This window comes from Stenotrophomonas sp. YJH_SMC_29, assembly GCF_059371235.1.
The window spans coordinates 37156-62675 of the sequence record NZ_JCAFUK010000010.1; the positions used below are offsets into that span (position 1 = coordinate 37156).

Annotated in this window: 25 protein-coding genes and 1 tRNA gene; 18 read left to right on the forward strand and 8 right to left on the reverse strand. The window is 68.1% G+C overall.

Annotated features, from left to right (window positions below; genetic code table 11):
* Positions 1 to 2 precede the first annotated feature (2 nt).
* The 3 genes from AC5P9I_RS12425 to amaB all read right to left on the reverse strand — a co-directional run bounded on the left by AC5P9I_RS12425 (position 3) and on the right by amaB (position 2839).
* Positions 3 to 287, reverse strand: coding sequence for a DUF4190 domain-containing protein (locus AC5P9I_RS12425; RefSeq protein WP_049471284.1), 285 nt, complete (start codon positions 285 to 287; stop codon positions 3 to 5).
* A gap of 180 nt (positions 288 to 467) precedes the next feature.
* Positions 468 to 1307, reverse strand: a complete 840-nt coding sequence (locus AC5P9I_RS12430) for an SDR family NAD(P)-dependent oxidoreductase (protein ID WP_049471286.1) — start codon at positions 1305 to 1307, stop codon at positions 468 to 470.
* A complete protein-coding gene (amaB, locus tag AC5P9I_RS12435; protein ID WP_014646923.1) occupies positions 1307 to 2839 on the reverse strand; it encodes an L-piperidine-6-carboxylate dehydrogenase in 1533 nt (510 codons plus the stop codon). The genes AC5P9I_RS12430 and amaB overlap by 1 nt, the downstream gene beginning before the upstream one ends.
* A gap of 183 nt (positions 2840 to 3022) precedes the next feature.
* On the opposite strand from amaB, the gene AC5P9I_RS12440 reads away from it, so the two are divergent.
* Positions 3023 to 3099, forward strand: a tRNA-Arg gene (locus AC5P9I_RS12440).
* Positions 3100 to 3534: 435 nt separating this feature from the next.
* Here the strand turns inward: AC5P9I_RS12440 and AC5P9I_RS12445 are convergent.
* Positions 3535 to 4050, reverse strand: a complete 516-nt coding sequence (locus tag AC5P9I_RS12445) for a hypothetical protein (protein ID WP_130768159.1) — start codon at positions 4048 to 4050, stop codon at positions 3535 to 3537.
* Between the two features lie 445 nt (positions 4051 to 4495).
* On the opposite strand from AC5P9I_RS12445, the gene AC5P9I_RS12450 reads away from it, so the two are divergent.
* Complete coding sequence (locus AC5P9I_RS12450) at positions 4496 to 4960, forward strand: GNAT family N-acetyltransferase (RefSeq protein ID WP_088476285.1); 465 nt, start codon at positions 4496 to 4498, stop codon at positions 4958 to 4960.
* 26 nt (positions 4961 to 4986) lie between these two features.
* On the opposite strand, the gene AC5P9I_RS12455 is transcribed toward AC5P9I_RS12450, so the two are convergent.
* Together AC5P9I_RS12455 and AC5P9I_RS12460 are read right to left on the reverse strand one after the other, a co-directional pair.
* Entirely contained in the window at positions 4987 to 5346 is a 360-nt protein-coding gene (locus AC5P9I_RS12455; RefSeq protein WP_049471288.1) for a response regulator, read from the reverse strand.
* Positions 5336 to 6499, reverse strand: a complete 1164-nt coding sequence (locus AC5P9I_RS12460; RefSeq protein WP_407617925.1) for a two-component system sensor histidine kinase NtrB — start codon at positions 6497 to 6499, stop codon at positions 5336 to 5338. Before AC5P9I_RS12460 ends, AC5P9I_RS12455 begins: the two co-directional genes overlap by 11 nt.
* Before the next feature lie 151 nt (positions 6500 to 6650).
* Between AC5P9I_RS12460 and AC5P9I_RS12465 the strand changes: the two genes are divergently transcribed.
* From AC5P9I_RS12465 to AC5P9I_RS12485, 5 genes are all read left to right on the forward strand, one after another.
* Positions 6651 to 9764, forward strand: a complete 3114-nt coding sequence (locus tag AC5P9I_RS12465) for a response regulator (protein ID WP_049471291.1) — start codon at positions 6651 to 6653, stop codon at positions 9762 to 9764.
* Positions 9761 to 10585, forward strand: a complete 825-nt coding sequence (locus AC5P9I_RS12470) for a CheR family methyltransferase (RefSeq protein ID WP_049471292.1) — start codon at positions 9761 to 9763, stop codon at positions 10583 to 10585. The genes AC5P9I_RS12465 and AC5P9I_RS12470 overlap by 4 nt, the downstream gene beginning before the upstream one ends.
* Positions 10585 to 11160 (forward strand): chemotaxis protein CheB, encoded by a 576-nt coding sequence (locus AC5P9I_RS12475; protein ID WP_049471294.1) that lies wholly within the window; start codon positions 10585 to 10587, stop codon positions 11158 to 11160. Before AC5P9I_RS12470 ends, AC5P9I_RS12475 begins: the two co-directional genes overlap by 1 nt.
* On the forward strand, positions 11157 to 12290 hold the full coding sequence (locus AC5P9I_RS12480) for a hybrid sensor histidine kinase/response regulator (RefSeq protein WP_049471295.1): 1134 nt from the start codon (positions 11157 to 11159) through the stop codon (positions 12288 to 12290). The genes AC5P9I_RS12475 and AC5P9I_RS12480 overlap by 4 nt, the downstream gene beginning before the upstream one ends.
* 83 nt (positions 12291 to 12373) lie before the next feature.
* Positions 12374 to 12802, forward strand: coding sequence for a BLUF domain-containing protein (locus tag AC5P9I_RS12485; RefSeq protein ID WP_053462792.1), 429 nt, complete (start codon positions 12374 to 12376; stop codon positions 12800 to 12802).
* Between the two features lie 3 nt (positions 12803 to 12805).
* Here AC5P9I_RS12485 and AC5P9I_RS12490 read toward each other — a convergent pair whose 3' ends face one another.
* Positions 12806 to 13129 carry an ArsR/SmtB family transcription factor gene (locus AC5P9I_RS12490; protein ID WP_049471298.1) on the reverse strand — a complete coding sequence of 108 codons (324 nt, stop codon included), beginning with the start codon at positions 13127 to 13129 and terminating at the stop codon, positions 12806 to 12808.
* 86 nt (positions 13130 to 13215) lie between these two features.
* Here AC5P9I_RS12490 and AC5P9I_RS12495 point away from each other — a divergent pair, with 86 nt between their 5' ends.
* From AC5P9I_RS12495 to thrC, 8 genes are all read left to right on the forward strand, one after another.
* A complete protein-coding gene (locus AC5P9I_RS12495; protein WP_187756591.1) occupies positions 13216 to 13653 on the forward strand; it encodes a YeeE/YedE family protein in 438 nt (145 codons plus the stop codon).
* A complete protein-coding gene (locus tag AC5P9I_RS12500) occupies positions 13650 to 14063 on the forward strand; it encodes a DUF6691 family protein (RefSeq protein ID WP_103282998.1) in 414 nt (137 codons plus the stop codon). The genes AC5P9I_RS12495 and AC5P9I_RS12500 overlap by 4 nt, the downstream gene beginning before the upstream one ends.
* Positions 14064 to 14130: 67 nt before the next feature.
* Complete coding sequence (locus tag AC5P9I_RS12505) at positions 14131 to 15183, forward strand: linear amide C-N hydrolase (RefSeq protein ID WP_064238347.1); 1053 nt, start codon at positions 14131 to 14133, stop codon at positions 15181 to 15183.
* A 100-nt stretch (positions 15184 to 15283) separates the two neighbouring features.
* Entirely contained in the window at positions 15284 to 15979 is a 696-nt protein-coding gene (locus AC5P9I_RS12510) for a helix-turn-helix transcriptional regulator (protein WP_130768156.1), read from the forward strand.
* A 143-nt stretch (positions 15980 to 16122) separates the two neighbouring features.
* Positions 16123 to 17070, forward strand: coding sequence for a DMT family transporter (locus AC5P9I_RS12515; protein ID WP_057494500.1), 948 nt, complete (start codon positions 16123 to 16125; stop codon positions 17068 to 17070).
* Between the two features lie 357 nt (positions 17071 to 17427).
* On the forward strand, positions 17428 to 19932 hold the full coding sequence (gene thrA / locus AC5P9I_RS12520) for a bifunctional aspartate kinase/homoserine dehydrogenase I (RefSeq protein WP_130768155.1): 2505 nt from the start codon (positions 17428 to 17430) through the stop codon (positions 19930 to 19932).
* Positions 19929 to 20843 (forward strand): homoserine kinase, encoded by a 915-nt coding sequence (locus AC5P9I_RS12525; protein WP_049471309.1) that lies wholly within the window; start codon positions 19929 to 19931, stop codon positions 20841 to 20843. Before thrA ends, AC5P9I_RS12525 begins: the two co-directional genes overlap by 4 nt.
* A 29-nt stretch (positions 20844 to 20872) precedes the next feature.
* A complete protein-coding gene (gene thrC, locus AC5P9I_RS12530) occupies positions 20873 to 22159 on the forward strand; it encodes a threonine synthase (protein WP_053504969.1) in 1287 nt (428 codons plus the stop codon).
* A gap of 68 nt (positions 22160 to 22227) precedes the next feature.
* On the opposite strand, the gene AC5P9I_RS12535 is transcribed toward thrC, so the two are convergent.
* Positions 22228 to 22980, reverse strand: coding sequence for a Crp/Fnr family transcriptional regulator (locus AC5P9I_RS12535; RefSeq protein ID WP_049471312.1), 753 nt, complete (start codon positions 22978 to 22980; stop codon positions 22228 to 22230).
* Between the two features lie 126 nt (positions 22981 to 23106).
* Here AC5P9I_RS12535 and hisS point away from each other — a divergent pair, with 126 nt between their 5' ends.
* The 3 genes from hisS (at position 23107) to AC5P9I_RS12550 (ending at position 25513) form a co-directional block, all read left to right on the forward strand.
* Positions 23107 to 24504 carry a histidine--tRNA ligase gene (gene hisS / locus AC5P9I_RS12540; protein WP_053504968.1) on the forward strand — a complete coding sequence of 466 codons (1398 nt, stop codon included), beginning with the start codon at positions 23107 to 23109 and terminating at the stop codon, positions 24502 to 24504.
* A complete protein-coding gene (locus AC5P9I_RS12545) occupies positions 24504 to 24797 on the forward strand; it encodes a hypothetical protein (RefSeq protein WP_223017406.1) in 294 nt (97 codons plus the stop codon). Before hisS ends, AC5P9I_RS12545 begins: the two co-directional genes overlap by 1 nt.
* 407 nt (positions 24798 to 25204) lie before the next feature.
* The gene (locus AC5P9I_RS12550; protein ID WP_049471317.1) at positions 25205 to 25513 is read left to right on the forward strand and encodes a YerC/YecD family TrpR-related protein; all 309 of its coding nucleotides are present in this window, start codon (positions 25205 to 25207) and stop codon (positions 25511 to 25513) included.
* The last annotated feature ends 7 nt before the right edge of the window (positions 25514 to 25520 follow it).

Consider the following 25520-nt stretch of genomic DNA (forward strand, 5'->3'; position numbering starts at 1 on the left):
CGTCAGTTCGACACCGCCGCCAGCCACGCCAGGCCACCGAAGAACAGGATGAAGACCAGGATGGCGGCAACCACGGCGCCGACCATCACCCAGCCCAGCACCAGGCCGGTGAGTGCCATGCCATCGCCTTCCAGCTCATGCGGGCGGCGGCGGATCTCGGCGCGGGCCATGTGGCCGGTGATGATGGCGACGATGCTGGCCACGAAGGGCAGGACCGTCCAGCTGGCGATGCCCATGACCAGGCTGACCACGGCCAGGGCGCTTGTCTGTCGGGGTGCCACGCTCATCGGGGTCCTCCTTGGCAGTGTGCACATGATAGTGCCTCTGCCCCGGCAATCCCATGCCCGGCGGATGTGAGGGCAGGCGTCGCCCCCTGGTCGACGAATGGGACTTAGGCCCTGGCAGGCGTCGGCCTTGGTCGACGAAAGGCGTGCCCACCCAGGTTGACGGCTACCGAACTGCCAGTATCAGCCCATCAACACCTGGCCGCCATCCACGTTGAGCACGCTGCCGGTGACCCAGCGCGCCAGCGGCGAGCACAGGAACAGGGCGGCATCGGCGATCTCGCGCGGGTGGCCGAAGCGGCCGAACGGAATCTTTGCCAGCGTGCCGTGGTACAGGTCGGGGTCTTCGACGCGGCGGCGATCCCACAGGCCGTCATCGAACGCGATCGAGCCGGGTGCGATGGCATTGACCCGGATCCGGTCCTTGGCCAGCGCCAGTGCCTGCGAGGTGGTGTAGTGCGAAAGGGCGGCCTTGGCAGCAGCATAGGGTGCGCCACCGGGACGGGGCTGCTGCGCGGCAATCGAAGAGAGGTTGAGGATGCAGGCGTCGCCGGATGCGCGCAGCCAGGGCAGCGCGAGCCGCGAGGCGCGCACGGCTGCCATCAGGTCGATCTGCAGGCTCGCGGCCCAGCCGTCCTCGTCGTCGGCCATGCCGTAGCCGGTGGCATTGTTGACCAGCACATCGATACCGCCGAGGGCATCGGCGGCGGCTTGCAGCCAGGCCTGGATCTGGCCGGGGTCGGCCAGATCGGCGGAGAACGCGTGCACTGGCGTGCCCTGTGCCTGGGCATCGGCGCACAGGGCATCCAGCCCGGCCCGGCCACGCGCGCAGACCGAAGCCTGTGCGCCGGCGCCGGCAAACGCCAGCGCCATTTCACGGCCGATGCCCTTGCTGCCGCCTGCGATGAGCACGCGGCGGCCGCTGAAATCGAGGATCGGAGCCCCTGCGGGGATCCGACCCTGGACCTGGGCCAGAACCCCGGAAGGGCCCTGACCCACAGGCGTGTCGGCGTCGTTTGCCATCACAGGTCGAACTTGATGCCCTGCGCCAGCGGCAGCGAATCCGAATAGTTGATGGTGTTGGTCTGGCGGCGCATGTAGACCTTCCATGCATCCGAGCCGGACTCGCGGCCACCGCCGGTGTCCTTCTCGCCGCCGAAGGCGCCGCCGATCTCCGCGCCCGACGTGCCGATGTTGATGTTGGCGATGCCGCAGTCGCTGCCTGCCGCCGACAGGAACTTCTCGGCAGTCTTCAGGTTCTGGGTGAAGATCGAGGACGACAGGCCCTGCGGCACGCCGTTCTGCATGTCGATGGCTTCATCGAGGGTGTCGTACGGCATCACGTACAGGATCGGCGCGAAGGTCTCGTGCTGGACCACGGCGTCGCTGTTCTTCAGGCCGGAGACGATGGCCGGAAGCACGAAGTTGCCCGGGCGGTCGATGCGGCTGCCACCGGTTTCGATGGTGCCGCCGGCCGCCTTGGCCTGGGCGATCGCATCGAGGAACTGCTGCACGGCGCCTTCGCTGTTCAGCGGGCCCATCAGGTTGGCCGCATCGGTCGGGTCGCCGATCTTGCCTTCCACCTGCTTGTAAGCCTTGACCAGGGTGGCCAGCACGTCGGCGTAGATCGAGCGGTGCACGATCAGGCGGCGGGTGGTGGTGCAGCGCTGGCCGGCGGTGCCGACGGCGCCGAACACGATGCCCGGCACAGCCAGCTTCAGGTCGGCGGTTTCGTCCAGGATGATGGCGTTGTTGCCGCCCAGTTCCAGCAGGCAGCGGCCGAGGCGGCGCGCGACCTTCTCGTTGACGGTGCGGCCGACCTGGGTCGAGCCGGTGAAGCTGATCAGCGGCACGCGGCGGTCATCGACCATCTTTTCCGACAGGGCGGTACCGGCATCGTTGATCAGGAAGAAGATGTCCGGGAAGCCGGCTTCGCGCAGGGCGTCGTTGCAGATCTTCAGCGAGGCGATGGCGGTCAGCGGCGTCTTGTTGGACGGCTTCCAGATGCACACGTCGCCGCAGATGGCCGCCAGGAACGAATTCCAGCTCCACACCGCCACCGGGAAGTTGAAGGCCGAGATGATGCCGACCAGGCCGAGCGGGTGGTACTGTTCGTACATGCGGTGGCCCGGGCGCTCGGAATGCATGGTGTAGCCGTACAGCATGCGGCTCTGGCCCACGGCGAAATCGGCGATGTCGATCATCTCCTGCACTTCGCCATCGCCTTCCGGCTTGCTCTTGCCCATTTCCAGCGCAACCAGCGAACCCAGGGCGTCCTTGTGCCTGCGCAGTGCTTCGCCGCACAGGCGCACGGCTTCGCCGCGGCGCGGCGCCGGCGTGGTGCGCCAGACCTTGAAGGCTTCCTGGGCGCGGGCGACGACAGTCTCGTACTCGGCCTCGGTGGTGGCGCGGACCTGCGCGATCGGCTCGCCGGTGGTCGGGTTGACCGGGGTGATCAGCTCACCGCTGGTCGCGCTCGACCACTCCCCGTTGCCCAGGTACGTGCCAGCGTTGATCGCGTCCAGGCCAAGGGACTTGAGCAGCTCGGAAGACATGCAGACTCCTGTGTTTCGTTACGTTGTTTGGTGCCATCGCGGGCAGGTGGGGGGCGCGATGAACTGAATCGCCGATGGTAGCAGAGCGCCCCGACCGGCCATGGTGCAACGCGCCAGCCGAACCGGGCCGGACATGAATGCTTGGAGGGCAGGGCACGTTGCCTGTAAACTTCCCGGCTGCATGGCCCCGTAGCTCAGCTGGATAGAGCGTCCCCCTCCTAAGGGGAAGGTCGCCCGTTCGAATCGGGCCGGGGTCACCAGAATCAATAACTTGCGATAGTTGCTACAACGCAATGGGCCATATCAGGCCATCAAAAGGCACCACTTGGTCACAGTGGTCACAGTGGCGAATCAATAGGTTAGCTTCGCCGCCGCTCCATCATTACCCTCAGGGGCGAGGTGTACGTAGTACTTCTTCGTCGTGGCGTAATCAGCGTCCCCGGTCAGAATCTGCACCCTTCGCAACGGAACTCCGGCCTAGCTGCGCGCGCTGTTGCCGCAACCGGAGACGTTCGCCTGGCCGGAGAGGGCGGAGCTACCGTTAGATTACGAAGGGCTTGGTGCGGTGCTCTGGCACTGAGATGAATCAAGCGCTGGTGGCCGATTAGCGGCGCAGGCATTGTTATTAGCCGACAGTCGTGTAGTGGAGAGCTGATGTTCGCAGGCATGCGGCAAGGGTTGCGCAGCAACACAGCCTACTTCTTGCCGAAATCTACGACCGGTCGAGTCTTCCTGCCGTCTTCGAACTTGATGCCAGACAGGTCGACTACATACACCGGTCCGCGAAGCTCGCTCGGGGACGGACCAACGCTCTTTACACCGGCTTCTGTGCGTCTGATATGCATGTAGGGAAGGCGCGAGCCTTGGGCGCTACAGTCTGCCGCCTTGCTCGTGGCTTTCAGTAAGATCTTGTACTTGCCTGGTGTCTCTTCCAGCTGACCGCAGATCGTAGCCGGGGATGATTCCAGTACGCGCAGTGCGTCACGACCTGTACGGGTAACAAAGCTGTCGAGTGACTCGCCGTCTTTGGATTCGGAGTCCCAAAGGGGAATCGTCACGCCGCGGCTCGTCGCCTCTGTAACGCCGCCGCTGATGTGAATCCACTTATACGCCTCGGCATTGGATACAGGTGGAGTCTGGGGTCTGGCTGATTGGGCAAAAGCCGGAGAACTCAGGGAAGACACCACAACTGCCAGAACGATTGAACGCATCATGGGTTCCTTACGCTGACCGATGGGCCAATGTTATCCCCAGCGGAATCCGCCGCCACTACCGGGCCTGCCACCAACGCGCGAGCAGCAGCAGGCCCGGCGTCTGGCCGAGGCGGGGGCTAAGGGGATCGAGCAGATCAAGGCGGCGCTAGAGCCGCCCAAGCCGCCGGCAGAGAGGAAGCCCCGAGCGAGGGACGCCCGCACCCAGGCGTGGGTGAGGGCAGGGCTGCAGCAGCTACGGTGGGGTGTTTGAGCGAAGGTGGATCCAAGCCGGTCCCAGCAATCTTGCAAGTCGTTGGCCTAACGTGCAGGGAAAGCCCCACTCCTACGGGGAAGGTCGCCCGTTCGAATCGGGCCGGGGTCACCCTGTTTGCGGCGCCACGTCCGCGCGCTGCCCGCGAGGCCACTCGGATATGCTGGCGTCTCGCCCCGCGATCCGGCCGCCATGGACCACCGCCTGCAGCCCGTGCAACCCCAGGACTACGCGAGCATCGCCGGGTGGCTGGATTCGGCCGCAGCCACGCTGCGCTGGGCCGGGCCGGGCGTGCCCTATCCACTGCCACCCGATCGGTTCGAGCACGTATTGCAGCTGCGCGAACGCCCGGGGTGGCTGCTGCCGGACGCAAGCGACCAGCGCGTGGGTTTCGGCCAGGCCTGGTCCACGCAGCCGGGCACCGTCCATCTGGGCCGCCTGCTGGTTGCGCCGCAGGCGCGGGGCCGCGGTCTCGGGCGTGGGTTGGTGCAGGCGCTGATCGCGCAGGCGTTCCAGGCTGCTGCCGTTGAACGGCTGACCTTGCGGGTCTATCGGGACAATGCCGCCGCAGTTGCGTTGTACCGCTCCCTCGGCTTCGAGCCGGTGGACGCTGCATCCACGCCGGCGCTGCTGTTCATGCAGCGGGCCCGGCGCTGAGCATGGCCACGCAGGCCGGTACGCCTTCAGTCCTGCTTGAGCAGTTCAACCAGCTGGCGCAGGCGGTAGGGCTTGGGCAGGAACTCCACCTGCTCCGGAAGCGGCGGCAGCTGCGAACGCGCGTAGCCGGAGGACAGGATCATGCGTGCCTGCGGCTGGTCGCGGGCGACGTGCTCGCTGAGTTCGATGCCGGACATGCCATTGGGCATGCTGACGTCACTGAACACCACGTCAAAGCGTGCGTCGCTCTTCAGCAACGCGGCCGCTTCATGCCCATCGGCAGTGGTGGACACCTCGATGCCGAAATCGCGCAGGGCCAGGCCGATCATCTCACGCAGATCGTTCTGGTCCTCCACCATCAACACGCGGATCGGTTCATCGGTCATGGGCGGGGTCCTCAATTGCGGGTAGCAGCAGGCTGACCGTGGTGCCGACACCGGGCGTGGTGGACACATCGACGAAGCCGCCGCTCTGGGTGGTAAATCCGAACACCTGGCTCAGGCCCAGGCCGCTGCCCTTGCCGATGTCCTTGGTGGTGAAGAAGGGTTCGGTCGCGCGCTCGGCGATGTCGGCGGCCATGCCGTGGCCTTCGTCGCAGACACTGAGCGTGACATAGCCGCGTTGCAGGGCCGTGTCCGCATCCGGGTCGAGGCGATGCTGGAGGGTCGTGCCGATCAGGATGCGGCCGCCCTCCAGCGTGGCCTCGGCCGCATTGGCGACCAGGTTGGCCAGCGCGGTCTGCAGCTGCATCGCGTCAGTGCTGACCTGCGGCAGCCCGGGCGCCAGCTCGGCTTCCAGCGTCACATGCGCCGGGCAGGTTCGTTGCAGGTCCGGCAGCCAGCGCTGCAGCAGAGTGTTGATGTCCACCGGTTCGCGGATCAGGGTCTGGCCGGTGCTGAATGCCAGGAGCTGCCGGGTGAGCAGCGCGCCGCGGTCGGTGGCGGCCTGCGCGGCATCCAGCAGCTCGGCCGTGCGCGCATCATCGCCGCTCACGCGAAGGGAAAGCAGGTCCAGCGCATTGCCGATGGTGGTCAGCAGGTTGTTGAACTCGTGCGACAGGCCGCGGCTGAGGCGGCCGACGGTCTCGAACTGCTGGGTGTTGCGCAGCGCCCGCTGGGCATCGCGCAGCAGTCGCTGCGCCTGCCACTGTTCGGTGATGTCGCGGGTGATCTTGACGAAGCCAAGGAGTTCGCCGGCTTCCATGACCGGCTCGATGACCACGCTGGCGCGGAACGACGAACCGTCCCGGCGTACCCGCCAGCCTTCGCTGGCCACATGGCCATGCTGCGCCGCGAGGCGGAGCAGGCGCAGTGGTTCGCCGGCCTCACGGTCGGCAGGCAGGTAGAAACGGCCAAAGTGCGTGCCGATCACTTCATCGGCGGAATAGCCCTTGATGCGCTCGGCGCCGGGATTCCAGCTGCAGACAATGCCTTCCGGATCAAGCAGGTACAGCGCATGGTCGCGCACGCTGTCGATCAGCAACCGCAGTTGTCGGGAAGGATCCGTCAGCACGGACGTCGTAGAGGCAGCTGCGTCCACGTGAAAATAAGTGTTACCCCTGTGAGGCACGTGAAGCTAGGCATTCAAGTGTGAAGGATGCGTGCACACCTGACACGTGCCATTTGTCCTGTGCGGCTGAATGCGACACGGAGTACCATCTTCCACCCTTTGCCTTCTGGAACCGACCTGCATGCGTCCTGGTGCGACTACGCGTGACCGCTGGATCTGGATGACGTCCGCTGTGCTGCTGGCCGCGACCATTTCGCTGGAACTGGTCGTACCGCTGGGCTATGCCGTCTGGCTGGCCTACTTCCTGGCCGTTGGCGTCACGGTGTTCCAGCGCAGCGCGCGGGCGCCATTCGTGGTGGCCGTGCTGTCCTGCATCCTGCTGGTCATTGGTTTCAACGTCGCGCCCGCCAGTTCCAACTCGGCGTTTTCGTTCGTCAACCGGACCATTGGCGGTTTCGCCTTCATGATGATCGCGCTGATCGTCTCGCGCGCGATCCAGGCGCGCCGCCAGGCCATGCGCGCGCTCTGGTTGCAGGAGGCCGAGAACGCGGTGGCGATCAGCCTTCGCGGTGACCTCGGGCCGGAGCAGATCGCCGAGGCCGCAGCAACGAGCGTGGCCGGGCAGCTGGGCGCAGAGGTCGCTGCGGTCTACCGCCTGGAGGGCGGGCGGCTGCAGCTGACCGGGGGCATGGCGCTGCCTTCGGGGGCGCCGGCCTCGCTGGCCCTGCACGAGGGGCTGGCCGGGCAGGTCGCGCGTGATGAACGCATCCGCCACCTGCACGGTGACGATGCCGCCGTGCTTGAACTGCAGACCAGCCTGGGCCGGCTGCCGGTGCGCGAGCGCATCCTGGCGCCGCTCAGCAGCGATGGCGCGGTGGTCGGCATCATCGAACTGGGTCGCGCCCGGGTCGGCGAGCTGCGTGAGCTGGATCGCGAGCTGCTGGAGCGCTGTGCCGAGACCATCGGCATGGCGCTGCGCGCATCGCTGCTGCGTGCGCAGCTGGTGGTACTGCTGGAAGAGTCGCAGCGCCAGGGCGAGGAGCTGCAGGCCCAGCAGGAAGAGCTGCGCGTGGCCAACGAGGAACTGGAAGAGCAGAGCCGCAGCCTGCTGCAGTCGCAGAGCCACCTGGAAGAACAGCAGGCCGAGCTGGAACAGAGCAACGTGCAGCTGGAAGAGCGCACCCACGAGCTGGAGGCGCAGAAGCAGGCACTGCTGGTCGCGCAGAGCCAGCTGGTGCGCAACAGCAACGAACTGGCCGCGACGTCACGTTACAAGTCCGAGTTCCTGGCCAACATGTCGCACGAGCTGCGCACGCCGCTGAACAGCTCGCTGATCCTGGCCAAGCTGCTGGCCGACAACAAGGACGGCACGCTCACCGAGGAACAGGTGAAGTACGCCCGTGCGATCCTCTCGTCCAACAACGACCTGCTGGCACTGATCAACGACATCCTCGACCTGTCGCGCATCGAGGCCGGCCATGTCGAACTGTCCGATGAAGTGGTGGTGGTCGACAGCGCGCTGCAGCGCCTGCGCGAGACCTTCGAGCCGATGGCGCGGCAGAAGGGCCTGGCCCTGCAGATCGAAGCCGATGCGCTGGCACCGAGCCAGCTGGTGGTCGACAGCCAGCGGCTGCAGCAGATCCTGAAGAACCTGCTGGCCAACGCGGTGAAGTTCACCGAGCACGGAAAGGTCAGCCTGCACGTGCGTGCGGCCGGCAACGGCCGCATCCGGTTCGAGGTCTGCGACACCGGCATCGGCATCGCCCGCGAGCAGCTGGACGTCATCTTTGAAGCCTTCCGCCAGGCCGATGGCAGCACCCGCCGTCGCTACGGCGGTACCGGCCTGGGCCTGTCGATCTCGCGCGATCTGGCCGAGCGCATGGGTGGCTACATCCAGGTCGACAGCGAGCCCGGGCGCGGCAGCTGCTTCATCCTGGAGCTGCCCTTGCAGGGCGCCCCGGCGGCGAGCGCAGCCGAGGCTGCCGAGGCCCCCGTGGCAGTGCCGGCGCCGGCACGGACACCGGCCGTGCTGCCGGCGGCACCCGTGCGCGCTGCCACTGCGGCAGCGCCGGTCACCGCGTCCGCCGGCGTGGCCGATGACCGCGGCCGCCGCCAGCGCGCCGGGCGCCTGATCCTGGCGGTCGAGGACGATGCCACGTTCGCCGAAGCACTGGTGGCCCTGGCCCATGAACTGGACTTCGACTGCGTGGTGGCGGGCACGGCGGAAGAGGCGCTGGCGCTGGCCAGCGAACTGCGTCCGAACGGCATCCTGCTCGATATCGGCCTGCCGGACGTGTCGGGCCTGAGCGTGCTGGAGCGCCTGAAGCGCAACCCTGACACCCGGCACATCCCGGTGCATGTGGTCTCGGCAACGGACCGCAGCCAGGTGGCGCGCGAGCTGGGCGCGATCGGTTTTGCGATCAAGCCGACCACGCGCGAGCGGCTGGTGACGGCCATCGAGCAGCTGGAACAGACCAGCCAGCGCGACGTGCGGCGCCTGCTGATCGTCGAGGACGACAGCGAGCTGCGCCGCAACCTGGAACTGCTGCTGGGCCGCGACCAGCTGCAGATCGTCGCGGTGGGCACCCTGGCCGGTGCGCTGGAACAGCTCAGCACGGTCACGTTCGACTGCATGGTGATGGACCTGTCGCTGCCCGACGGCAGCGGTTACGACCTGCTCGAACACATGGCCGGCAACGATGACGTCGGTTTCCCGCCGGTGATCGTCTACACCGGTCGCGCGCTCAGCCGCGAGGAAGAGCAGCGCCTGCGCCGCTATTCCAAGAGCATCATCATCAAGGGTGCGCGCTCGCCCGAACGCCTGCTGGATGAAGTGACCCTGTTCCTGCACAGCGTGGAGGCCAGCCTGCCAACCGACCAGCAGCGCCTGCTGCGCGAGGCGCGCCGCCGCGACACCGTGCTCGACGGCCGCACGGTGCTGCTGGCCGAGGACGACGTGCGCAACATCTTCGCCCTGTCCAGCGTGCTCGAACCGCTCGGTGTCACGCTGGAGATCGCGCGCAATGGCCAGGAGGCGGTGGATCGGCTGGCCGAGCGCGAGGTCGACCTGGTGCTGATGGACATCATGATGCCGGAGAAGGACGGTCTGGCGGCAATGCGCGAGATCCGCGCGCAGCGCCACCTGCAGGACCTGCCGATCATCGCGCTGACCGCCAAGGCCATGCCGGACGACCGTGAGCGCTGCCTGCAGGCCGGTGCCAACGACTACATCGCCAAGCCGATCGACGTCGACAAGCTGGTGTCGCTGTGCCGGGTCTGGTGCTCGCGGCAATGAACGAGCAGGCCCTGTTCGACCTGGAACTGAAGGTCCTGCTGGAAGCGTTGTACCAGCGCTACCACTACGATTTCCGCAGTTATGCGGTGTCGTCGCTGCGCCGGCGCATCCGCCAGGCCATGCAGCGCTATGAGTGCGAGCGGCTGGTTGACCTGCAGCATCGCCTGCTGCACGAGCCGGACCTGTTCGCGCAGGCGATGCAGTTCTTCACCGTGCAGGTGTCGGAGATGTTCCGTGACCCGGCCTATTTCCGTGAGCTGCGCGAACAGGTGGTGCCGGTGCTGCGCACCTATCCGTCGGTGAAGCTGTGGGTAGCCGGTTGCAGCACGGGCGAAGAAGTCTGGTCGCTGGCGATCCTGCTGCACGAGGAAGGCCTGCTCGAGCGCAGCATCGTCTACGCCACCGACATCAATCCGGCGGCGCTGGCCACGGCGGAAGCCGGGGCTTATGGCATCGACCGGATGGCCCAATTCAGCCGCAACTACCTGGCGGCGGGCGGCACCGCGTCGCTGTCGGACTATTACGCCACGGCCTACGATGGTGCCGTGCTGGATCGACAGCTGCGCCGCAACGTGGTGTTTGCCGACCACAGTCTGGCCACCGACACCGTGTTCTCCGAAGTGCACCTGGTGTCGTGCCGCAACGTGCTGATCTATTTCAACCGCGACCTGCAGGACCGTGCGGTGGGCCTGTTCCGCGAAGCGCTGGTGCACCGCGGCTTCCTCGGCCTCGGCAGCAAGGAGTCGCTGCAGTTCGGCTGCCACCATGATGCGTTTGAGGTCTGTTCGCGCGAGCATCGCCTGTACCGGAAGGTGGCCTGATGGCCACGCCGACACGCCCGGCCGTGCTGGTGATCGGCGCTTCGGCCGGGGGCGTCGCGGCCCTGCAGGTCGTGCTCGGTGCGTTGCCCGCGGCACTGCCGGCGCCGGTGCTGGCGGTGCTGCACCTGCCACGCGACCGCAGCAGCCGCATCGCCGACGTGCTGGCGCCCTACTGCGCGCTGCCGGTGCGCGAGGCCGAGGACAAGCAGCCGCTGCAGCGCGGCACGGTCACCTTTGCGCCGCCGGATTACCACCTGCTGGTGGAAGATGCCCGCTCGCTGGCGCTGTCGGTCGATGCGCCGGTGCTGTTCTCGCGCCCGGCCATCGACCCGCTGTTCGAATCGGCAGCGGCCGTGTTCGGCGACCAGGTGCTGGCCCTGCTGCTCACCGGCGCCAGCAGCGACGGCAGTGAAGGCGTCGCCGCGGTGCGCGCTGCCGGTGGCCGCGCCTGGCTGCAATGTCCCCAGGAGGCCGAGGCATCGATGATGCCGGCCGCCGCCCTGCAGCATGCCGGCGCCGACGCCGTGCTGCCCCTTGATCTGATGTGCCGTCGCCTGAAGGAGTTGTTTGCATGAACCTGCTGCCACCGGACCCTGCGCAGTCGCAGACCCCGGTCAACCTGCTGATCGTCGATGACGTGCCGCAGAACCTGGTGGCCATGCAGGCGCTGCTGCAGCGCGAGGGCGTGAACCTGCTGCTGGCCGGCTCGGGCGCGCAGGCGCTGGAGTTGCTGCTGGAACATGAGGTGGCGCTGGCGTTGCTGGACGTGCACATGCCGGAGATCGACGGCTTCACCCTGGCCGAACTGATGCGCGGCTCGCACCGCAGCCGCGATGTGCCGATCATCTTCCTGACGGCCTCGCCGGATGACCCGGTGCGTGCGTTCAAGGGCTACGAAACCGGCGCGGTCGACTTCCTGCACAAGCCGGTGGCACCGCGGGTGATCCTGAGCAAGGTCAACGTCTTCATCGAGCTCTACCAGCAGCGCCAGCTGCTGAAGGCGCGCAACGAGGCGCTGGAACGCTCGCTCAAGCTCAACGAGACGATGGCGGCCGTGCTCACCCACGATCTGCGCACGCCGCTGTCGGCGATCCTGCTGTGCGCCGACAAGCTGTCGCTGGAGCTTCCGCAGGACAACAGCGGCGCGCAGCAGACCCTGAAACACCTGGAGGCCAGCACGCTGCGCATGGCGCGGATGGTCGAGCAGCTGCTGGACTTTTCGCGGATCCGCAGCGGAGGCCTGCGCCTGCAGGCCAGTGCCTGCGACCTTGCCGAGGTGACCCGTGCGGTGGTGGCCGAGGCCGGCAGTGCGCACGGCCATGCGCGGATCCATCTCGACACGCTGGGCGATACCCGCCTGCAGGGCGACCTGGATCGGCTGGGCCAGGTCGCTGCGAACCTGGTCGGCAACGCGCTCACCCATGGCAGCGAGGCGAGGGTGGAGGTGGACGGTCGTGACCCGCGCACTGTGCTGCTGCGGGTCAGCAACGCAGGTCGGATCGATGACGCGCTGCTGCCACGCCTGTTCGAGCCGTTCAAGGCCAGTTTCCATCCCAGCAATGGCCTGGGCCTGGGGCTGTACATCGTCGACCAGTTCGTCCGCGCCCACGGTGGCCGCATCGGCGCGCGCAACGACGCCGGTCTGGTGGTGTTCGAGGCGATGTTGCCGCGGCGCTGTGACGGGACGGCGGCGGCCGCAACCTGAATCCTTCAGCAAGCCTGCGGTGGATCTGAGACGGACTCGTCCGCAACTGCTACCGTGGCTGCATCCACTGCCAAGGAAGCACCATGCCATTGCGCGCGATCGCCTACGTCAGCCAGGCGCGGGCGGATCTTTCCGCTGAACGGCTGCAGGCGGTGGTTGACGATGCGGCCCGCTTCAACAAGATGGCCGGCGTGACCGGGGTGCTGCTGCACGATGGCGGGCACTTCCTGCAGTACATCGAAGGGCCGCCGGATGGCATTGCGTCGGTGTACGAGCGCATCCTCCAGGCCGGCAGCCATGTCGACATCATTGAACTGGCGCGTGGCCGCCTGGGCCAGCGCCAGTTTCCGTACTGGTCGATGCGCGCGTTGCCGGTGGACGAGGCGCTGTTGCGGCGGCTTTCATCCGGCGACTGGTCGGGCTTCAGCCGTACTCTGCACGGCGATCGCGCCGTGCCGACGCCGCTGGACCTGCTGGACAACGTCGTGCAGCCGGTGCTGCACGCGGGCTGAGCGTCAGCGCGAGGTGCCGCGACCGCAGTATGCGGCGTGCAGTGCGTGCAGCACGCCCAGTGCGGGCCCTTCGATCATGCGGTAGTGGATGGCCTGTGCTTCGCGCCGGGTCGCCACGATGCCCAGTTCGCGCAGCACGGCCAGATGCTGCGAGAGCGCCGATGCGCTCAATCCGGTCAGCGCCTGCAGTTCGGGCACCGGCGCTTCCCCCTCAACCAGGCGGCACAGCACACGCAGCCGGGCCGGATGGGCCAGGCTCTTGAGCAGGGCGGCGGCCTGCGCGGCGTGCTTTGCCATCGCGGCACTGTCGAGCGCGGTGCGCGGCATGGTTGACCTTTTTGTTTAGAAGACGCTAATTTAGAAAAAGCTAAATAAAAAGGCAAGTCGATGGATGCAATGCGCGGACGCCGGACATGAACCTGCCATGGGCCGCTGTGGTGGGTGGGGCGATGATCGGGGCCGCCGCGGTGCTGTTGCTGGGTACCACCGGGCGCGTGGCGGGCGTCAGCGGCATCGCCGCCGGCAGCCTGCGTGCGGAACCGGAGGAACGCGCCTGGCGCTGGGCGTTCCTGCTCGGCCTGGCGGCCGCCGCCGCAGCCGTGCTGTGGTGGCAGGCACCGCCCGGGGAGGCGCCGCGGGCGCTGCTGCGCGACGCGCTGCCCGCCTGGCAACTGGTCGGCGCCGGTGTGTTGGTGGGCGTTGGCACGCGGCTGGGCAATGGCTGCACCAGTGGGCACGGCGTATGCGGCATGGCGCGGGGCTCGAAGCGCTCGGTGCTGGCGGTGCTGGTGTTCATGGCCTGCGCCATGCTGACCAGGTTCCTCATTCGCCACGGTGGAGGCCCCGGGTGAGCCGCACGACCTGGGCTGCCGGTGGCGCAGGGATGCTGTTCGGCGCGGGATTGGCGCTGGCCGGGATGACCGATCCACGCCGCATTCTCGGTTTCCTCGATGTGGCCGGGCAGTTCGATCCGACTCTGGCCTGGGTGTTGGCGTCGGCGGTGCTGGTCAGTGCGGTCGGGCAGCGCGCGGTGCTGCGCCGTGCGCAACCGCTGTGCGCGGAGCGCTTCCAGTTGCCCACTGCCCGTGGCATTGATGGGCGGCTGCTGCTGGGCGCGGCGCTGTTCGGGATCGGCTGGGGCTGGGCGGGCTATTGCCCGGGGCCGGCCATCGCGGGCCTGGCGGTCGGCGCCCACGAAGCCCTGTGGTTCGTGCCCGCGATGCTGGCAGGTTTCTGGCTGCACGATCGCCTCCTTCGATGAGGCTTCACTGCTGTGTCACCCTGCATGGGGTGAGATCCACCGATCACGGGGAAAGGAGTGCAACGACATGGTACGGATGAAGTGGACGGGCAGGGCAATGCTGGCGGTCGCACTGGCTGCCGCGGTCGCACCGGCGCTGGCCTGCACGCGGGCGGTGTACCTGGGCGACAACGGCGATGTGATCACCGCGCGTTCGATGGACTGGAAAGTCGATGTGGCGACCAACCTCTATGTGCTGCCACGCGGCATCGCGCGCACCGGCCAGGCCGGCCCGAAGTCGCTGGCCTGGACGGCGCGCTATGGCTCGGTCGTGGCCACCGGCTACGACGTGTCGACCACCGACGGCATGAACGAAAAGGGCCTGGTGGCCAACCTGCTGTGGCTGGTCGAATCGGAGTATCCGAAGCAGCGTGGCAACAAGCCCGGACTGGCCATTTCGCTCTGGGCGCAGTACGTGCTCGACAACTTTGCGACCGTTGGCGAGGCGGTGGCGGCTTTGGAGCGTGAGCCGTACTCGATCGTCACCGACAAAGTGCCGGGCGAAGACCGCCAGGCAACGCTGCACCTGTCGCTGTCCGATGCCACCGGCGACAGCGCCATCGTCGAATACATCGGTGGCCGCCAGGTGATCCACCATGACCGCCGTTACCAGGTGATGACCAATTCGCCGATCTTCGAACAGCAGCTGGCGCTCAACAGCTACTGGCAGCAGATCGGCGGCACCGTGATGCTGCCCGGCACCAACCGCTCGGCCGATCGCTTCGCGCGGGCTTCGTTCTACATCAACGCCATTCCCAAGTCCGAAGACCCGGTGGTGGCGCTGGCCAGCGTGTTCAGCGTGATCCGCAATACATCGGTGCCCTACGGCATTACCACGCCGGGCGAGCCGAACATCTCCTCCACGCGCTGGCGTACCGTGGCCGACCACAAGCGGCGCTTGTACTTCTTCGAATCGGCATTGACCCCGAACACGTTCTGGGTCGACCTCAACAAGGTGGATTTCGGCGGCAAGGTGCTCAAGCTCGATCTCGGCCCGGACCAGCGCAACACCTATTCCGGCAATGCGCTGGGCCAGTTCGTGCCCAGTGCACCGTTCACCTTCCTGGGCGTGGACGGGTAGTCCGGCGCCCGGTCAGGCACGACCCGCCAGCGATCGCGGGAGCCGCGTGTGGAGGCGCGCCCGCGTTGCAGGGATATTCCGGCACGCGCACACTCGGCGCATGGGCGCGATCTTCCACCTGCGGCAGTACGGCCAGGCCACCGGCCTGGATCGCCACGACTATGCGCAGTGGGTGTTGCCGCTGCAGGGCGAGCTGCAGTTCGAGATGGAGGGGCGCGGGGGGCGCTTGGACCTGCTGCAGGGCGCGTTCGTTGCAGCGGGCGAAGCGCACGACCAGATGGCAGACGGTCCCAACGGTTTCGTGATTGTCGACTGCCCACCCGGCGTGCTGGATGACGCAACCCAGGAACACCTGTCCCGCCAGCGCTGGCTGCACCTGCCGCTGGCGTTGCGCCAGTGCCTGGCGCAGGTGCGTGCGGGCCAACCGTTGCCGCCCCTGCTGCCGCAGTTGCTGCAGGTGTTTGCGCCCGCCGGTAGTGGCGCGCGCATGCAGGGCCTGTGCGCGGCGGTGCAGGCCGACCCCGGGCAGGCGTGGCCGGTGGCGCGCATGGCCGGCTTCGTCGGTGTCAGCGAGAGTCGCTTGCATGCGCTGTTCCAGCGGGAATTCGGGCTCGGTCCGCAGGCATGGCTCAGTGCGTGCCGGTTGCGCTGGGCCAAGCATCAGCTGCGCACCAGCGCCGCGCCGATCAGTGATATCGCACTGGCCGCAGGCTATTCCGAGCAGAGCGCATTGACCCGTGCGCTGCGCCGCGAATGTGGCCAGACCCCCTCTGCGTGGCGAAGGGGCGCCACCTGACCTGCGGAGCCGGGCCCATGCCCGGCTCCCGAGTCGAGGCGACTCCGCACGCGCACAGCCGGGCAGGGCAGTAGCCTCGGTCAAGAGCGCCCGCTGTGCAACGCATACACTGCGTGGCCTGTTCTCTCCCCCGAAGTATCCGAATGCGCAACAACCCGATGGCCCTGGGCATCGCCAACGGCATTGCCGCCGGCGCGCTGTGGGGCGTGGTCTTTCTGGCTCCTGCCGTGCTGCAGTCGTTCAATGCGCTGCAGCTGTCGGCTGGCCGTTATCTGGTCTACGGCCTGATTGCCGTCGCGCTGCTGCTGCCGCGCTGGAGGCGGCTGGCGCCACGGCTGGGCCGGGCCGAATGGTTCGGCCTGCTGTGGCTGAGCCTGGCCGGCAACCTGGTGTACTTCCTGCTGCTGGCCACGGCCGTGCAGTGGGCCGGTGGCGCTGCGGCATCGCTGATCGTTGGCCTGATCCCGGTGGTGGTCACGCTGGTCGGCGTGCGCGAGCAGGGCGCCGTGCCGCTGAAGCAGCTGCTGCCGGCGCTGGGCCTGTGCGTTCTGGGGGTCGCTCTGGTCGGCTGGGAGTCGCTGATGTCCGAGCATCTGGCCACGCCGTGGCGCCAGCGCGTGGTCGGACTGCTGTGCGCGTTCGGCGCGCTGTTCTCGTGGGCGCTGTACTCGATCGGCAACAGCCGCTGGCTGGCGCGCAGGCCGGATCTGTCCAGCCATGACTGGTCGCTGCTGACCGGCGTCACCACCGGTGGCCTGGCGCTGCTGCTGGTGCCGATGGCCTTCATCGGCCCTGGCGGCCACACGGCGGCGCAGTGGGGTGGCTTCTGGGCGATCAGCGCCGGCGTGGCAGTGGTGGCCTCGATCCTCGGCAACGCGTTCTGGAACCGTGCCAGCCGCCTGCTGCCATTGACCCTGACCGGGCAGATGATCGTGTTCGAAACGCTGTTCGCGCTGCTGTATGCCTTCGCCTGGCAACAGCGTTGGCCGTCGCTGCTGGAAGCACTGGCGATCGTGTTCCTGGTGGCCGGCGTGATGCTGTGCGCGCATGCCCACCGCACGCCGCGGGCGATCGCCGAACATGCCGGCTGAATCCGGTCGACAAGCGTGCTGATGCGCGCTTGGTCTCAGTTGCAACCAAATGCAAGCACGTTGGCCGATGATCGCGGCAGTGGTCTTTTGCGGTGCAACACTTGACAGCAGGCCCATGCGCAGTGTTTTCTGTGCGCCATGGTCCTTGATGCCGCCCACGCCAGCCTGATCGCCCCCGCCACTGCGGGCCGTTCGACTGCGCCGGTCGCCACCACCACCATTACCACCACCACCGTCACCACTGCCCTGGTGCGGCCCGTCGTCTTCGTGTAACTCCCGAAAACCACGGCCCCGCACCATCCAGGTGGCGGGGAAACTCGACACCTGCATGCGACGGGGCCTCCTGCCGAGGTCTGCATGTCTTCCCACGCCCCCGCCCATCCCGTTGCCCCGGCCGATCTGGCTGCGCCGTCCACTGTCGTGCACAAGTTCGGCGGCACCTCGGTGGCCGATGCCGAACGTTATCGCCATGTTGCCGGCCTGCTGCTGGCCCGCCCCGAACCGTTGCAGGTCATTGTCGTCTCGGCGATGAAGGGCGTCACTGACGCGCTGATCGATCTGGCGCAGCTGGCGGCCAAGGGCGACGAAGGTTGGCGCGAGGCGTGGCATGCCCTGCGTGCGCGCCATCGCGGCGCCGCCGTGGCGCTGCTGGGCGAGCAGGTCGGCGAGACGGTCGAATGGATCGACGCCCGCTTCGATCAGCTGGCCGAAGTGCTGGCGGCGCTGGCGGTGATCGGCGAGCTGCCGCGCGAAGTGCTCGACCGCGTGCAGGGCCTGGGCGAAGTGTTTTCCGCACAGCTGCTCGGCAGCCACCTGCGTGCCCTGGGCGAAGACTGTGCCGTGCTCGATGCCCGCGATGTGCTGGTGGTCGGGCATGGCGAACTCGGCGTGGATGTCGATTGGGAGGCCAGTGCTGACCGGCTCGCCAGGTGGCGCCTGCAGCATCCGCAGTCGCGGCTGGTGGCCACCGGCTTCGTCGCGCGCGACCGCGATGACCGCATCACCACCCTGGGCCGCAATGGCAGTGACTACTCCGGAGCGATCTTCGCCGCGCTGTTCAATGCCGATGAACTGCACATCTGGACCGACGTCGACGGCGTGCTGTCAGCCGATCCGCGGCTGGTGCCCGAAGCCGTGCAGCTGGAATCGCTGAGCTACGACGAGGCCTGCGAACTGGCCTACTTCGGCGCAAAGGTGGTGCACCCGCAGACGATGTCGCCGGCCATCCGCCTCGGCCTGCCGATCTTCATCCGCAACACCTTCCAGCCGGCGCACCCGGGAACGCGCATCAGTGCAGAACGCTCGCCGCGTGGGCCGGTGAAGGGCCTGACCCTGAGCCCCGGGCTGTCCCTGTTGAACCTGGAGGGCACCGGCCTGATCGGCGTGCCCGGTACCGCCGAGCGCGTATTCGCCGCGCTGCGCCAGGCGCAGGTATCGGTGGTGATGATCTCGCAGGGTTCGTCGGAGCATTCGATCTGCTGCGTGGTACGCGCTGCCGAAGCCGGCCGCGGCCGCGAGGCCCTGCTGCACGCGTTCGCCCACGAGCTGTCGGTGGGCCAGGTGCAGCGCGTGCAGGTCAGTGACGGTGTGAGCGTGCTGGCGGCGGTCGGCGATGGCATGGCCGGCCAGCCGGGCGTGGCCGCGCGCCTGTTCGAAGCGCTGGGGCGTGCGCAGGTGAACATCCTGGCGATCGCGCAGGGCTCGTCCGAGCGCAACATCTCCGTGGCCGTGGACAGTGCCGATGCCACCCGTGCGCTGCGCGCCGCGCATGCGGGTTTCTGGCTGTCGCCGCAGACCTTCGCGGTGGGGGTGATCGGGCCGGGCAATGTCGGCGCCGCGCTGCTGGACCAGCTGCTGGCCGCCCGTCCGCAGCTGCTGGCCAAGGCCAACGTCGACCTGCGCCTGCGCGCCCTGGCCTCGCGTTCGCGCATGCGGCTGGAGGCGGATGGCCTGCATGCGGACTGGCGCGATGCCCTGCAGCAGGCGGGTGAGCCCAGCGATCTGGATCGCTTCACCGAACACCTGTTGGCCGCGCACCTGCCGCATGCGGTGGTGATCGACTGCAGTGGCAGTGCCGAGGTGGCTGAGCGCTATGAGGGCTGGCTGGCAGCCGGCATCCACGTGGTCACTCCGAACAAGCAGGCTGGCGCCGGCCCGCTGCCGCGTTATCAGCGCATCCGCGCCGCGGCGGCGGCCAGTGGTGCGCGGTTCCGCTACGAGGCCACGGTGGGCGCGGGCCTTCCGGTGATCACCACGCTGCGCGACCTGGTCGATACCGGCGACGAGGTACTGGCCATCGAAGGCATCTTCTCCGGCACGCTGGCCTGGCTGTTCAACCGCTTCGATGGCAGCCAGCCGTTCTCCGCGCTGGTCGCGCAGGCGCGTTCGATGGGCTACACCGAGCCGGACCCGCGCGATGACCTGTCCGGCGTGGACGTGGCGCGCAAGCTGGTCATCCTTGCCCGCGAGGCCGGCCACGCGCTCAGCCTGGAGCAGGTGCAGGTGGAAAGCCTGGTGCCGGCGCTGCTGCGCGACGGCGGCGTGGACGACTTCATGGCGCGGCTGGGCGAGTCCGACGCCAGCCTGCTGCAGCGCCTGCAGGAGGCGCGGGCGCGCGGCGCGGTACTGCGCTATGTGGCGCGGCTCGGTGCGGACGGTGCCTCGGTGGGCCTGCAGGAACTGCCGGCCGACCACGCCTTCGCCAACCTGCGGCTGACCGACAACGTGGTGCAGTTCCGTACCCGTCGCTACTGCGACAATCCGCTGGTGGTGCAGGGGCCGGGCGCGGGGCCGGAAGTCACGGCGGCGGGCGTGTTCGCTGACCTGCTGCGGGTGGCCGCCGGTGAAGGAGCACGCCTGTGATTGCACGTGCGTTCGCGCCTGCCTCGGTGGCCAACGTGGCGGTGGGCTTCGACATTCTTGGCCATGCGCTTGCCGGTGTCGGCGATACCGTAAGCGTGCGCCGTCTCGATGAGCCGCGGGTGCGCATCGACGCGATCCGTGGCAGCGCCGTCGCGCTGCCGCTGGATGCGGCCGGGAACACCGCCGGCGCAGCGTTGATGTCGTTGCGCGCCGGGCTGGGCCTGGAGTTCGGTTTCGCGGTGGAGATCGACAAGGGCATTCCGTTCGGCTCCGGCATGGGCGGCTCGGCAGCGTCGTGCGTTGCTGCACTGGTGGCCGCCAATGCGCTGCTCGATGTGCCGCTGCCACGCGAGGCGCTGTACCCGTTTGCGCTGGACGGCGAAGCCGTGGCCAGTGGCGGGCGCCACGGCGACAACGTGGGGCCGTTGCTGCTGGGCGGGCTGGCGCTGTGCACGGCGGACCGCCTGCTGCCGATTCCGGTGCCGGCCGCCTGGCACAGCCTGCTGGTGCATCCGCACGCAGTGCTGGAAACCCGGCTTGCGCGCCAGGCCCTGCAGGGCAGCTATGCGCTGGCTGAATTCGTGGCACAGAGCGCGAACCTGGCGCTGGTGCTTGCCGGCTGCCATCGCAGCGACGCCGGGCTGGTCCGCGCGGGGCTGCGCGATGTGCTGGTGGAGCCGCGCCGCGCTGGCCTGATCGGCGGCTTCGAGGCCGCCCGCGACGCGGCGCTGTCGGCGCAGGCGATGGGCGCAGGTATCTCCGGTGCCGGCCCCAGTGTATTTGCCTGGTTCGAAGACGCCGACCAGGCCCGTGCCGCCGCTGCACCGGTGCAGGCTGCATTTGCCGCCGCCGGTTTCGACAGCGACGCCTGGGTGTCGCCGCTGGATGCGCCGGGAGCCCGGCTGTGCTGAATCCTTCCCCCCTACTGGATACCGACCCCATGCACTTTGTTTCGACCCGCGGCCAAGCTCCGGCCGTTGGCCTCAGCGCCGCGATCGCTGCAGGATTGGCACCCGACGGCGGGCTGTATGTGCCCGCCACCCTGCCGGCGGCACGTGAGCTGCAGGCCGGGGCGACGCTGGCCGATACCGCCGCGGACCTGCTGGCACCGTTCTTCGCCGCTGACGCGCTCGAGGCCGCGTTGCCGTCGATCTGCCGCGAGGCGTTCGACTTCCCGGTGCCGCTGCGTGCACTTGGCAACGGCGACCATGTGCTGGAGCTGTTCCATGGGCCGACGGCGGCGTTCAAGGACATCGGCGCGCGTTTCCTGGCCGGAACGCTGTCGCGGCTGCAGGCCGGCAAGGACCGCGACCTGACGATCGTTGTCGCCACCTCTGGCGATACCGGTGCCGCCGTGGCGGCAGCCTTCCATCGCCAGCCGGGCGTGCGTGTGGTGGTGCTGTACCCGGATGGCCGCGTGTCACCGCGGCAGGCGCATCAGCTTGGCTGCTTCGGCGACAACATCCAGGCGCTGCGTGTGGCCGGGGCGTTTGACGATTGCCAGGCCATGGTCAAGCAGGCGCTGGCCGACCGTGACCTGCAGGCGCAGGTGCCGCTCAGCTCGGCCAACAGCATCAGCCTCGGCCGCCTGCTCCCTCAGATGAGTTACTACGCACATGCGGCGTTGACCCACTACGCAGCGCATCGTCGTCGGCTCAATCTGGTGGTGCCGACCGGCAATCTGGGCAATGCGATGGCCGCAGTGCTGGCGCGCGCGCTGGGCGTTCCGATCGGGCAGATCGTGCTGGCGACCAATGCCAATGCGGTGCTGCCGGCGTACTTCAACGGTGGCGACTATCAGCCGCAGGCCAGTGTGGCCACGGTTGCCAACGCAATGGATGTGGGGGCGCCAAGCAACTTCGAGCGCCTGCGCTGGCTCTATCACGGTGATGATGCCGAGCTGCGCGCCGCCTTCCGCGCGTTCGCGGTGGATGACGTGACCATCCGCGCGACAATTGCGGCCGCGCATGCCAGTAGTGGCGAGCTGTTCTGCCCGCACACGGCGACGGCGGTGAAGGTGTTGCAGGACCTGCGCGCGCGCGGTGCCAAGGGCGACTGGGCGGTGGTGGCCACGGCGCATCCGGCCAAGTTCGAGGCGGTGGTGGAGCCGTTGATCGGCGGCCCGGTCGCGGTGCCGCCGGCATTGGACGCGTTGCTGCAGCGACCGGCGCATGCCGAGCCATTGGCGGCCGATTACGCGGCGTTGCGTGAGGTGTTGATGCGTTGATCGCAGATGGAGGATGCAACACGGGTAGTGCCGGCCGCTGGCCGGCAACCCCACGAACCGCGATGCGGTCAGATCAATCCTTCACCGGCCAGCGTGCGCAGCCCGTCCTCGTCGAGGATCTCCACCACGTTCAGGTGGGGCAGGGCGATCAGCCCCTGCTGGCGCAGCTTGGTGAAGGTGCGGCTGACCGTTTCCATGGTCAGGCCCAGGTGGTCGGCGATATCGCCACGCCCCATCGGCAGCGATACGCGCAGGCCGTCACCGCCGAGCCTGGCCTCGCGTGCGGCCAGGCGCAGCAGGAAATCGGCCAGCTTCTCGGCCGGCTGCAGGCGTGCCAATGCCAGCGCCGCATCCTGGGCGGCGTCCAGTTCCTGGCAGGCGCGCTGCAGCAGCTTGCGCTCCAGGTGCGGGAAGCGGCTGCGCAGCGCCTTCATCTGTGGCAGCGCGACCCGGCAGACGCGGCTGTCGGCGATCGCTTCGATGTCGTAGCGGTGGTGATCGCTGCCACTCAGCCCGAGGTAGTCACCGGGCAGCACGAAGCCGCTGATCTGGCGCCGGCCGTCGGCCAGGGTGCGAACCAGGCGCAGCGCGCCGCCGGTCAATGTATAGACATGCTGGCGCTCCTCACCGGTGCGGGCCAGGGTGCTGCCCATGCCGACCTGCTGCGAAACGGTGACCTGTTCCAGCGCCTGCACTTCATCGGGCGACAACGCCGAGCACACCGCAAGGTGGCGAACCGAGCAGTGCAGGCAGTCCAGCGTGATGCAGGACGGCGCGGCGGGATCGTTGTTGGCGGGCGGAGCGCCGGAAGGCCGTGACATGTTGCGGGGGCGTATCGCGGGCGGGGAGGGCCTTATGATACTTCAAGCGGCCGTTCGACCCTGCCGGGGGCGGGGGCGCTAGAATGTCGCCCCCTCCCACGTCCCGTTCCAGCAGGAGTTCCGCCCGTGATCAAGCCCCGTACCCCGCCCGGCACCCTTGAGCTGCTGCCGCGCGAGCAGATTGCGTTCCAGCGCATGCTGGACGTCATCCGCCGCAACTACGAGCGCTTCGGGTTCCTGCCGGTCGAGACGCCGGTGTTCGAACTGTCCGACGTGCTGCTGACCAAGTCCGGTGGCGAGACTGAGCGCCAGGTGTATTTCGTGCAGTCCACCGGTGCGCTGGCCAATGCGGCCGAATCGGGTGACCGTTCGCTGCCGGAAATGGCGCTGCGTTTCGACCTGACCGTGCCGCTGGCGCGCTACGTGGCCGAGCACGAACACGAGCTGACCTTCCCGTTCCGCCGCTACCAGATGCAGCGCGTGTACCGTGGCGAACGCGCCCAGCGCGGCCGCTTCCGCGAGTTCTACCAGTGCGACATCGACGTGATCGGCAAGGACAGCCTGAGCGTGCGTTACGACGCCGAGGTGCTGGCGGTCATCCACGCCGTGTTCTCGGAACTGCGCATCGGCGATTTCAGCATCCAGTTGAACAACCGCAAGTTGATGCGCGGCTTCTTCGAAAGCCTGGGCGTGGCCGAAGGCGAGCGCCAGCTGGCGGTGTTGCGCGAAGTGGACAAGCTGGACAAGCGCGGCGCCGATTACGTGCGCGAGACGCTGGTGGGCGAGGGTTTCAACATCCCGGCCGAACAGGTCGAGAGGATCCTGGCGTTCGTAGCCGTGCGTTCGCAGGGGCATGCCGATGCGCTCGCGCAGTTGGCTGCCCTGGAAGCCGACGCCGGTTCTTCGGAGATCCTGCGCACTGGCGTGGCCGAACTGCGCGAGGTGCTGCAGCTGGTGCAGGCGCTGGGCGTGCCGGAAACCGCGTACTGCCTGAACTTCTCCATTGCGCGCGGCCTGGACTACTACACCGGCACCGTCTACGAGACCACGCTGACCGACCATCCGCAGATCGGCTCGATCTGCTCGGGCGGCCGCTACGAAGACCTGGCCAGCCACTACAGCAAGTCGAAGCTGCCGGGCGTGGGCATCTCCATCGGCCTGTCGCGCCTGTTCTGGCAGCTGCGCGAAGCCGGCCTGATCGACGGCATCGAGGCCAGCAGCGTGCAGGCACTGGTGGCACTGATGGACGAGCAGGGCATGCCGCAGTCGCTGGACATCGCGCGCCGCCTGCGCGCCGGTGGCATCAACACCGAGGTGCAGATGGAGCCGAAGAAGATCGGCAAGCAGTTCCAGTACGCGGCCAAAGCCGGCATCCGCTTCGTGGTGCTGGCCGGCGAGGACGAGCTGGCACGTGGCGTGGTGGCGGTGAAGGACCTGCTGCGCGAGCAGCAGTTCGAAGTCTCCCGCGACGAGCTGGCCAGCACCCTGCAGGTGGAGCTGGAGCAGTCCAAGGCAATGGCGTGATGCGGGCCGCCGCAGGGGCGCTGTGCGTGCTCCTGCTGGCGGGCTGCCAGAGCGACCCGGCGCTGCGCAGTGCACGGATAGGGCCGGCACAGTACCGGCTGCAGGTCGATCGCTGCCACGTGATCGATCGCGCGCAGCTGGAGGGCGACCTGCAGGCCCTGGCCTCGCGGACGTGTCCGGCCGGCGCAGGGGCGTTGGAAAACATCCAGTCCCTGCCGAGCCGGCAGGGCATCTTGTTCGGCGAATGCCTGCGGCGCGAGGCGCTGCAGGCCGAGGTGCGCTGCCTGCCCTGAGTCGGCCAGATTGTTGATTTGAAAGCAGAACGCCCGCCCTTTGGTGGGCGTTCTGCGTTTGCGGGCGAAGCGCAGTCGAGCATGGCTCGACTCTACAAAAGCCGGTTCCGATCCGATCCATGCTGTTCTGACAGATCGCGGTCAACTGTCGAAGGCGGGGTGGGTCCGGTTGAGGGGGCGTGAGCCGCATGGATGCGGCGACCGAGCTTACATGGACGTACTTGCAGCGCCCCCCTCAACCGGATCCATCCCGCCAACCCTCGGGAAACCGCCTTTTGCTGTTGCTCTGGCTCTTGCCTCTGCGGGTGCAGGGCAGCCTTGCCGCCCCCCAACCCCCGATTTGACGCACCGCGCAAGAATGCGCTAATGTACTAACGCGCTATTACATTGATGCATGGACCCGACCCGTGAAAGCCCGCCCCGAGATTGCAGCCAAAGACCCCAAGGCCGACCTGGAAGCCCTGGCCCGGGCCTTTGCCGCCCTGCGCGAGCCGGAGCAGGTCGAGGCCTTCCTGCGCGACCTCTGCACCCCGGCCGAGCTGGAGGCCATGGCCGACCGCTGGAAGGTGGTGCCGTTGCTGCAGCAGGGCGTGCCGTACCGCGAGATCCACGAGCGCACCGGCGTCAGCGTGACCACCACCGGACGGGTGGCGCGCACGCTCGAGCATGGCCATCGAGGCTATGCCGCTGCCATCGACCGCCTTGCCCTGCGCTGATCCGCGC

Bases quoted from the DNA above. Each gene is read 5' to 3' on its own strand.
- AC5P9I_RS12430 (WP_049471286.1), bottom strand. From the start codon at position 1,307: ATGGCAAACGACGCCGACACGCCTGTGGGTCAGGGCCCTTCCGGGGTT.
- AC5P9I_RS12485 (WP_053462792.1), top strand. From the start codon at position 12,374: ATGCCATTGCGCGCGATCGCCTACGTCAGCCAGGCGCGGGCGGATCTT.
- thrC (WP_053504969.1), top strand. From the start codon at position 20,873: ATGCACTTTGTTTCGACCCGCGGCCAAGCTCCGGCCGTTGGCCTCAGC.
- thrA (WP_130768155.1), top strand. From the start codon at position 17,428: ATGTCTTCCCACGCCCCCGCCCATCCCGTTGCCCCGGCCGATCTGGCT.
- AC5P9I_RS12515 (WP_057494500.1), top strand. From the start codon at position 16,123: ATGCGCAACAACCCGATGGCCCTGGGCATCGCCAACGGCATTGCCGCC.
- AC5P9I_RS12535 (WP_049471312.1), bottom strand. From the start codon at position 22,980: ATGTCACGGCCTTCCGGCGCTCCGCCCGCCAACAACGATCCCGCCGCG.
- AC5P9I_RS12450 (WP_088476285.1), top strand. From the start codon at position 4,496: ATGGACCACCGCCTGCAGCCCGTGCAACCCCAGGACTACGCGAGCATC.
- AC5P9I_RS12465 (WP_049471291.1), top strand. From the start codon at position 6,651: ATGCGTCCTGGTGCGACTACGCGTGACCGCTGGATCTGGATGACGTCC.
- AC5P9I_RS12445 (WP_130768159.1), bottom strand. From the start codon at position 4,050: ATGCGTTCAATCGTTCTGGCAGTTGTGGTGTCTTCCCTGAGTTCTCCG.
- AC5P9I_RS12490 (WP_049471298.1), bottom strand. From the start codon at position 13,129: ATGCCGCGCACCGCGCTCGACAGTGCCGCGATGGCAAAGCACGCCGCG.
- AC5P9I_RS12470 (WP_049471292.1), top strand. From the start codon at position 9,761: ATGAACGAGCAGGCCCTGTTCGACCTGGAACTGAAGGTCCTGCTGGAA.
- AC5P9I_RS12505 (WP_064238347.1), top strand. From the start codon at position 14,131: ATGGTACGGATGAAGTGGACGGGCAGGGCAATGCTGGCGGTCGCACTG.
- amaB (WP_014646923.1), bottom strand. From the start codon at position 2,839: ATGTCTTCCGAGCTGCTCAAGTCCCTTGGCCTGGACGCGATCAACGCT.
- AC5P9I_RS12425 (WP_049471284.1), bottom strand. From the start codon at position 287: ATGAGCGTGGCACCCCGACAGACAAGCGCCCTGGCCGTGGTCAGCCTG.
- AC5P9I_RS12545 (WP_223017406.1), top strand. From the start codon at position 24,504: ATGCGGGCCGCCGCAGGGGCGCTGTGCGTGCTCCTGCTGGCGGGCTGC.
- AC5P9I_RS12480 (WP_049471295.1), top strand. From the start codon at position 11,157: ATGAACCTGCTGCCACCGGACCCTGCGCAGTCGCAGACCCCGGTCAAC.
- AC5P9I_RS12495 (WP_187756591.1), top strand. From the start codon at position 13,216: ATGAACCTGCCATGGGCCGCTGTGGTGGGTGGGGCGATGATCGGGGCC.
- AC5P9I_RS12455 (WP_049471288.1), bottom strand. From the start codon at position 5,346: ATGACCGATGAACCGATCCGCGTGTTGATGGTGGAGGACCAGAACGAT.
- AC5P9I_RS12510 (WP_130768156.1), top strand. From the start codon at position 15,284: ATGGGCGCGATCTTCCACCTGCGGCAGTACGGCCAGGCCACCGGCCTG.
- AC5P9I_RS12475 (WP_049471294.1), top strand. From the start codon at position 10,585: ATGGCCACGCCGACACGCCCGGCCGTGCTGGTGATCGGCGCTTCGGCC.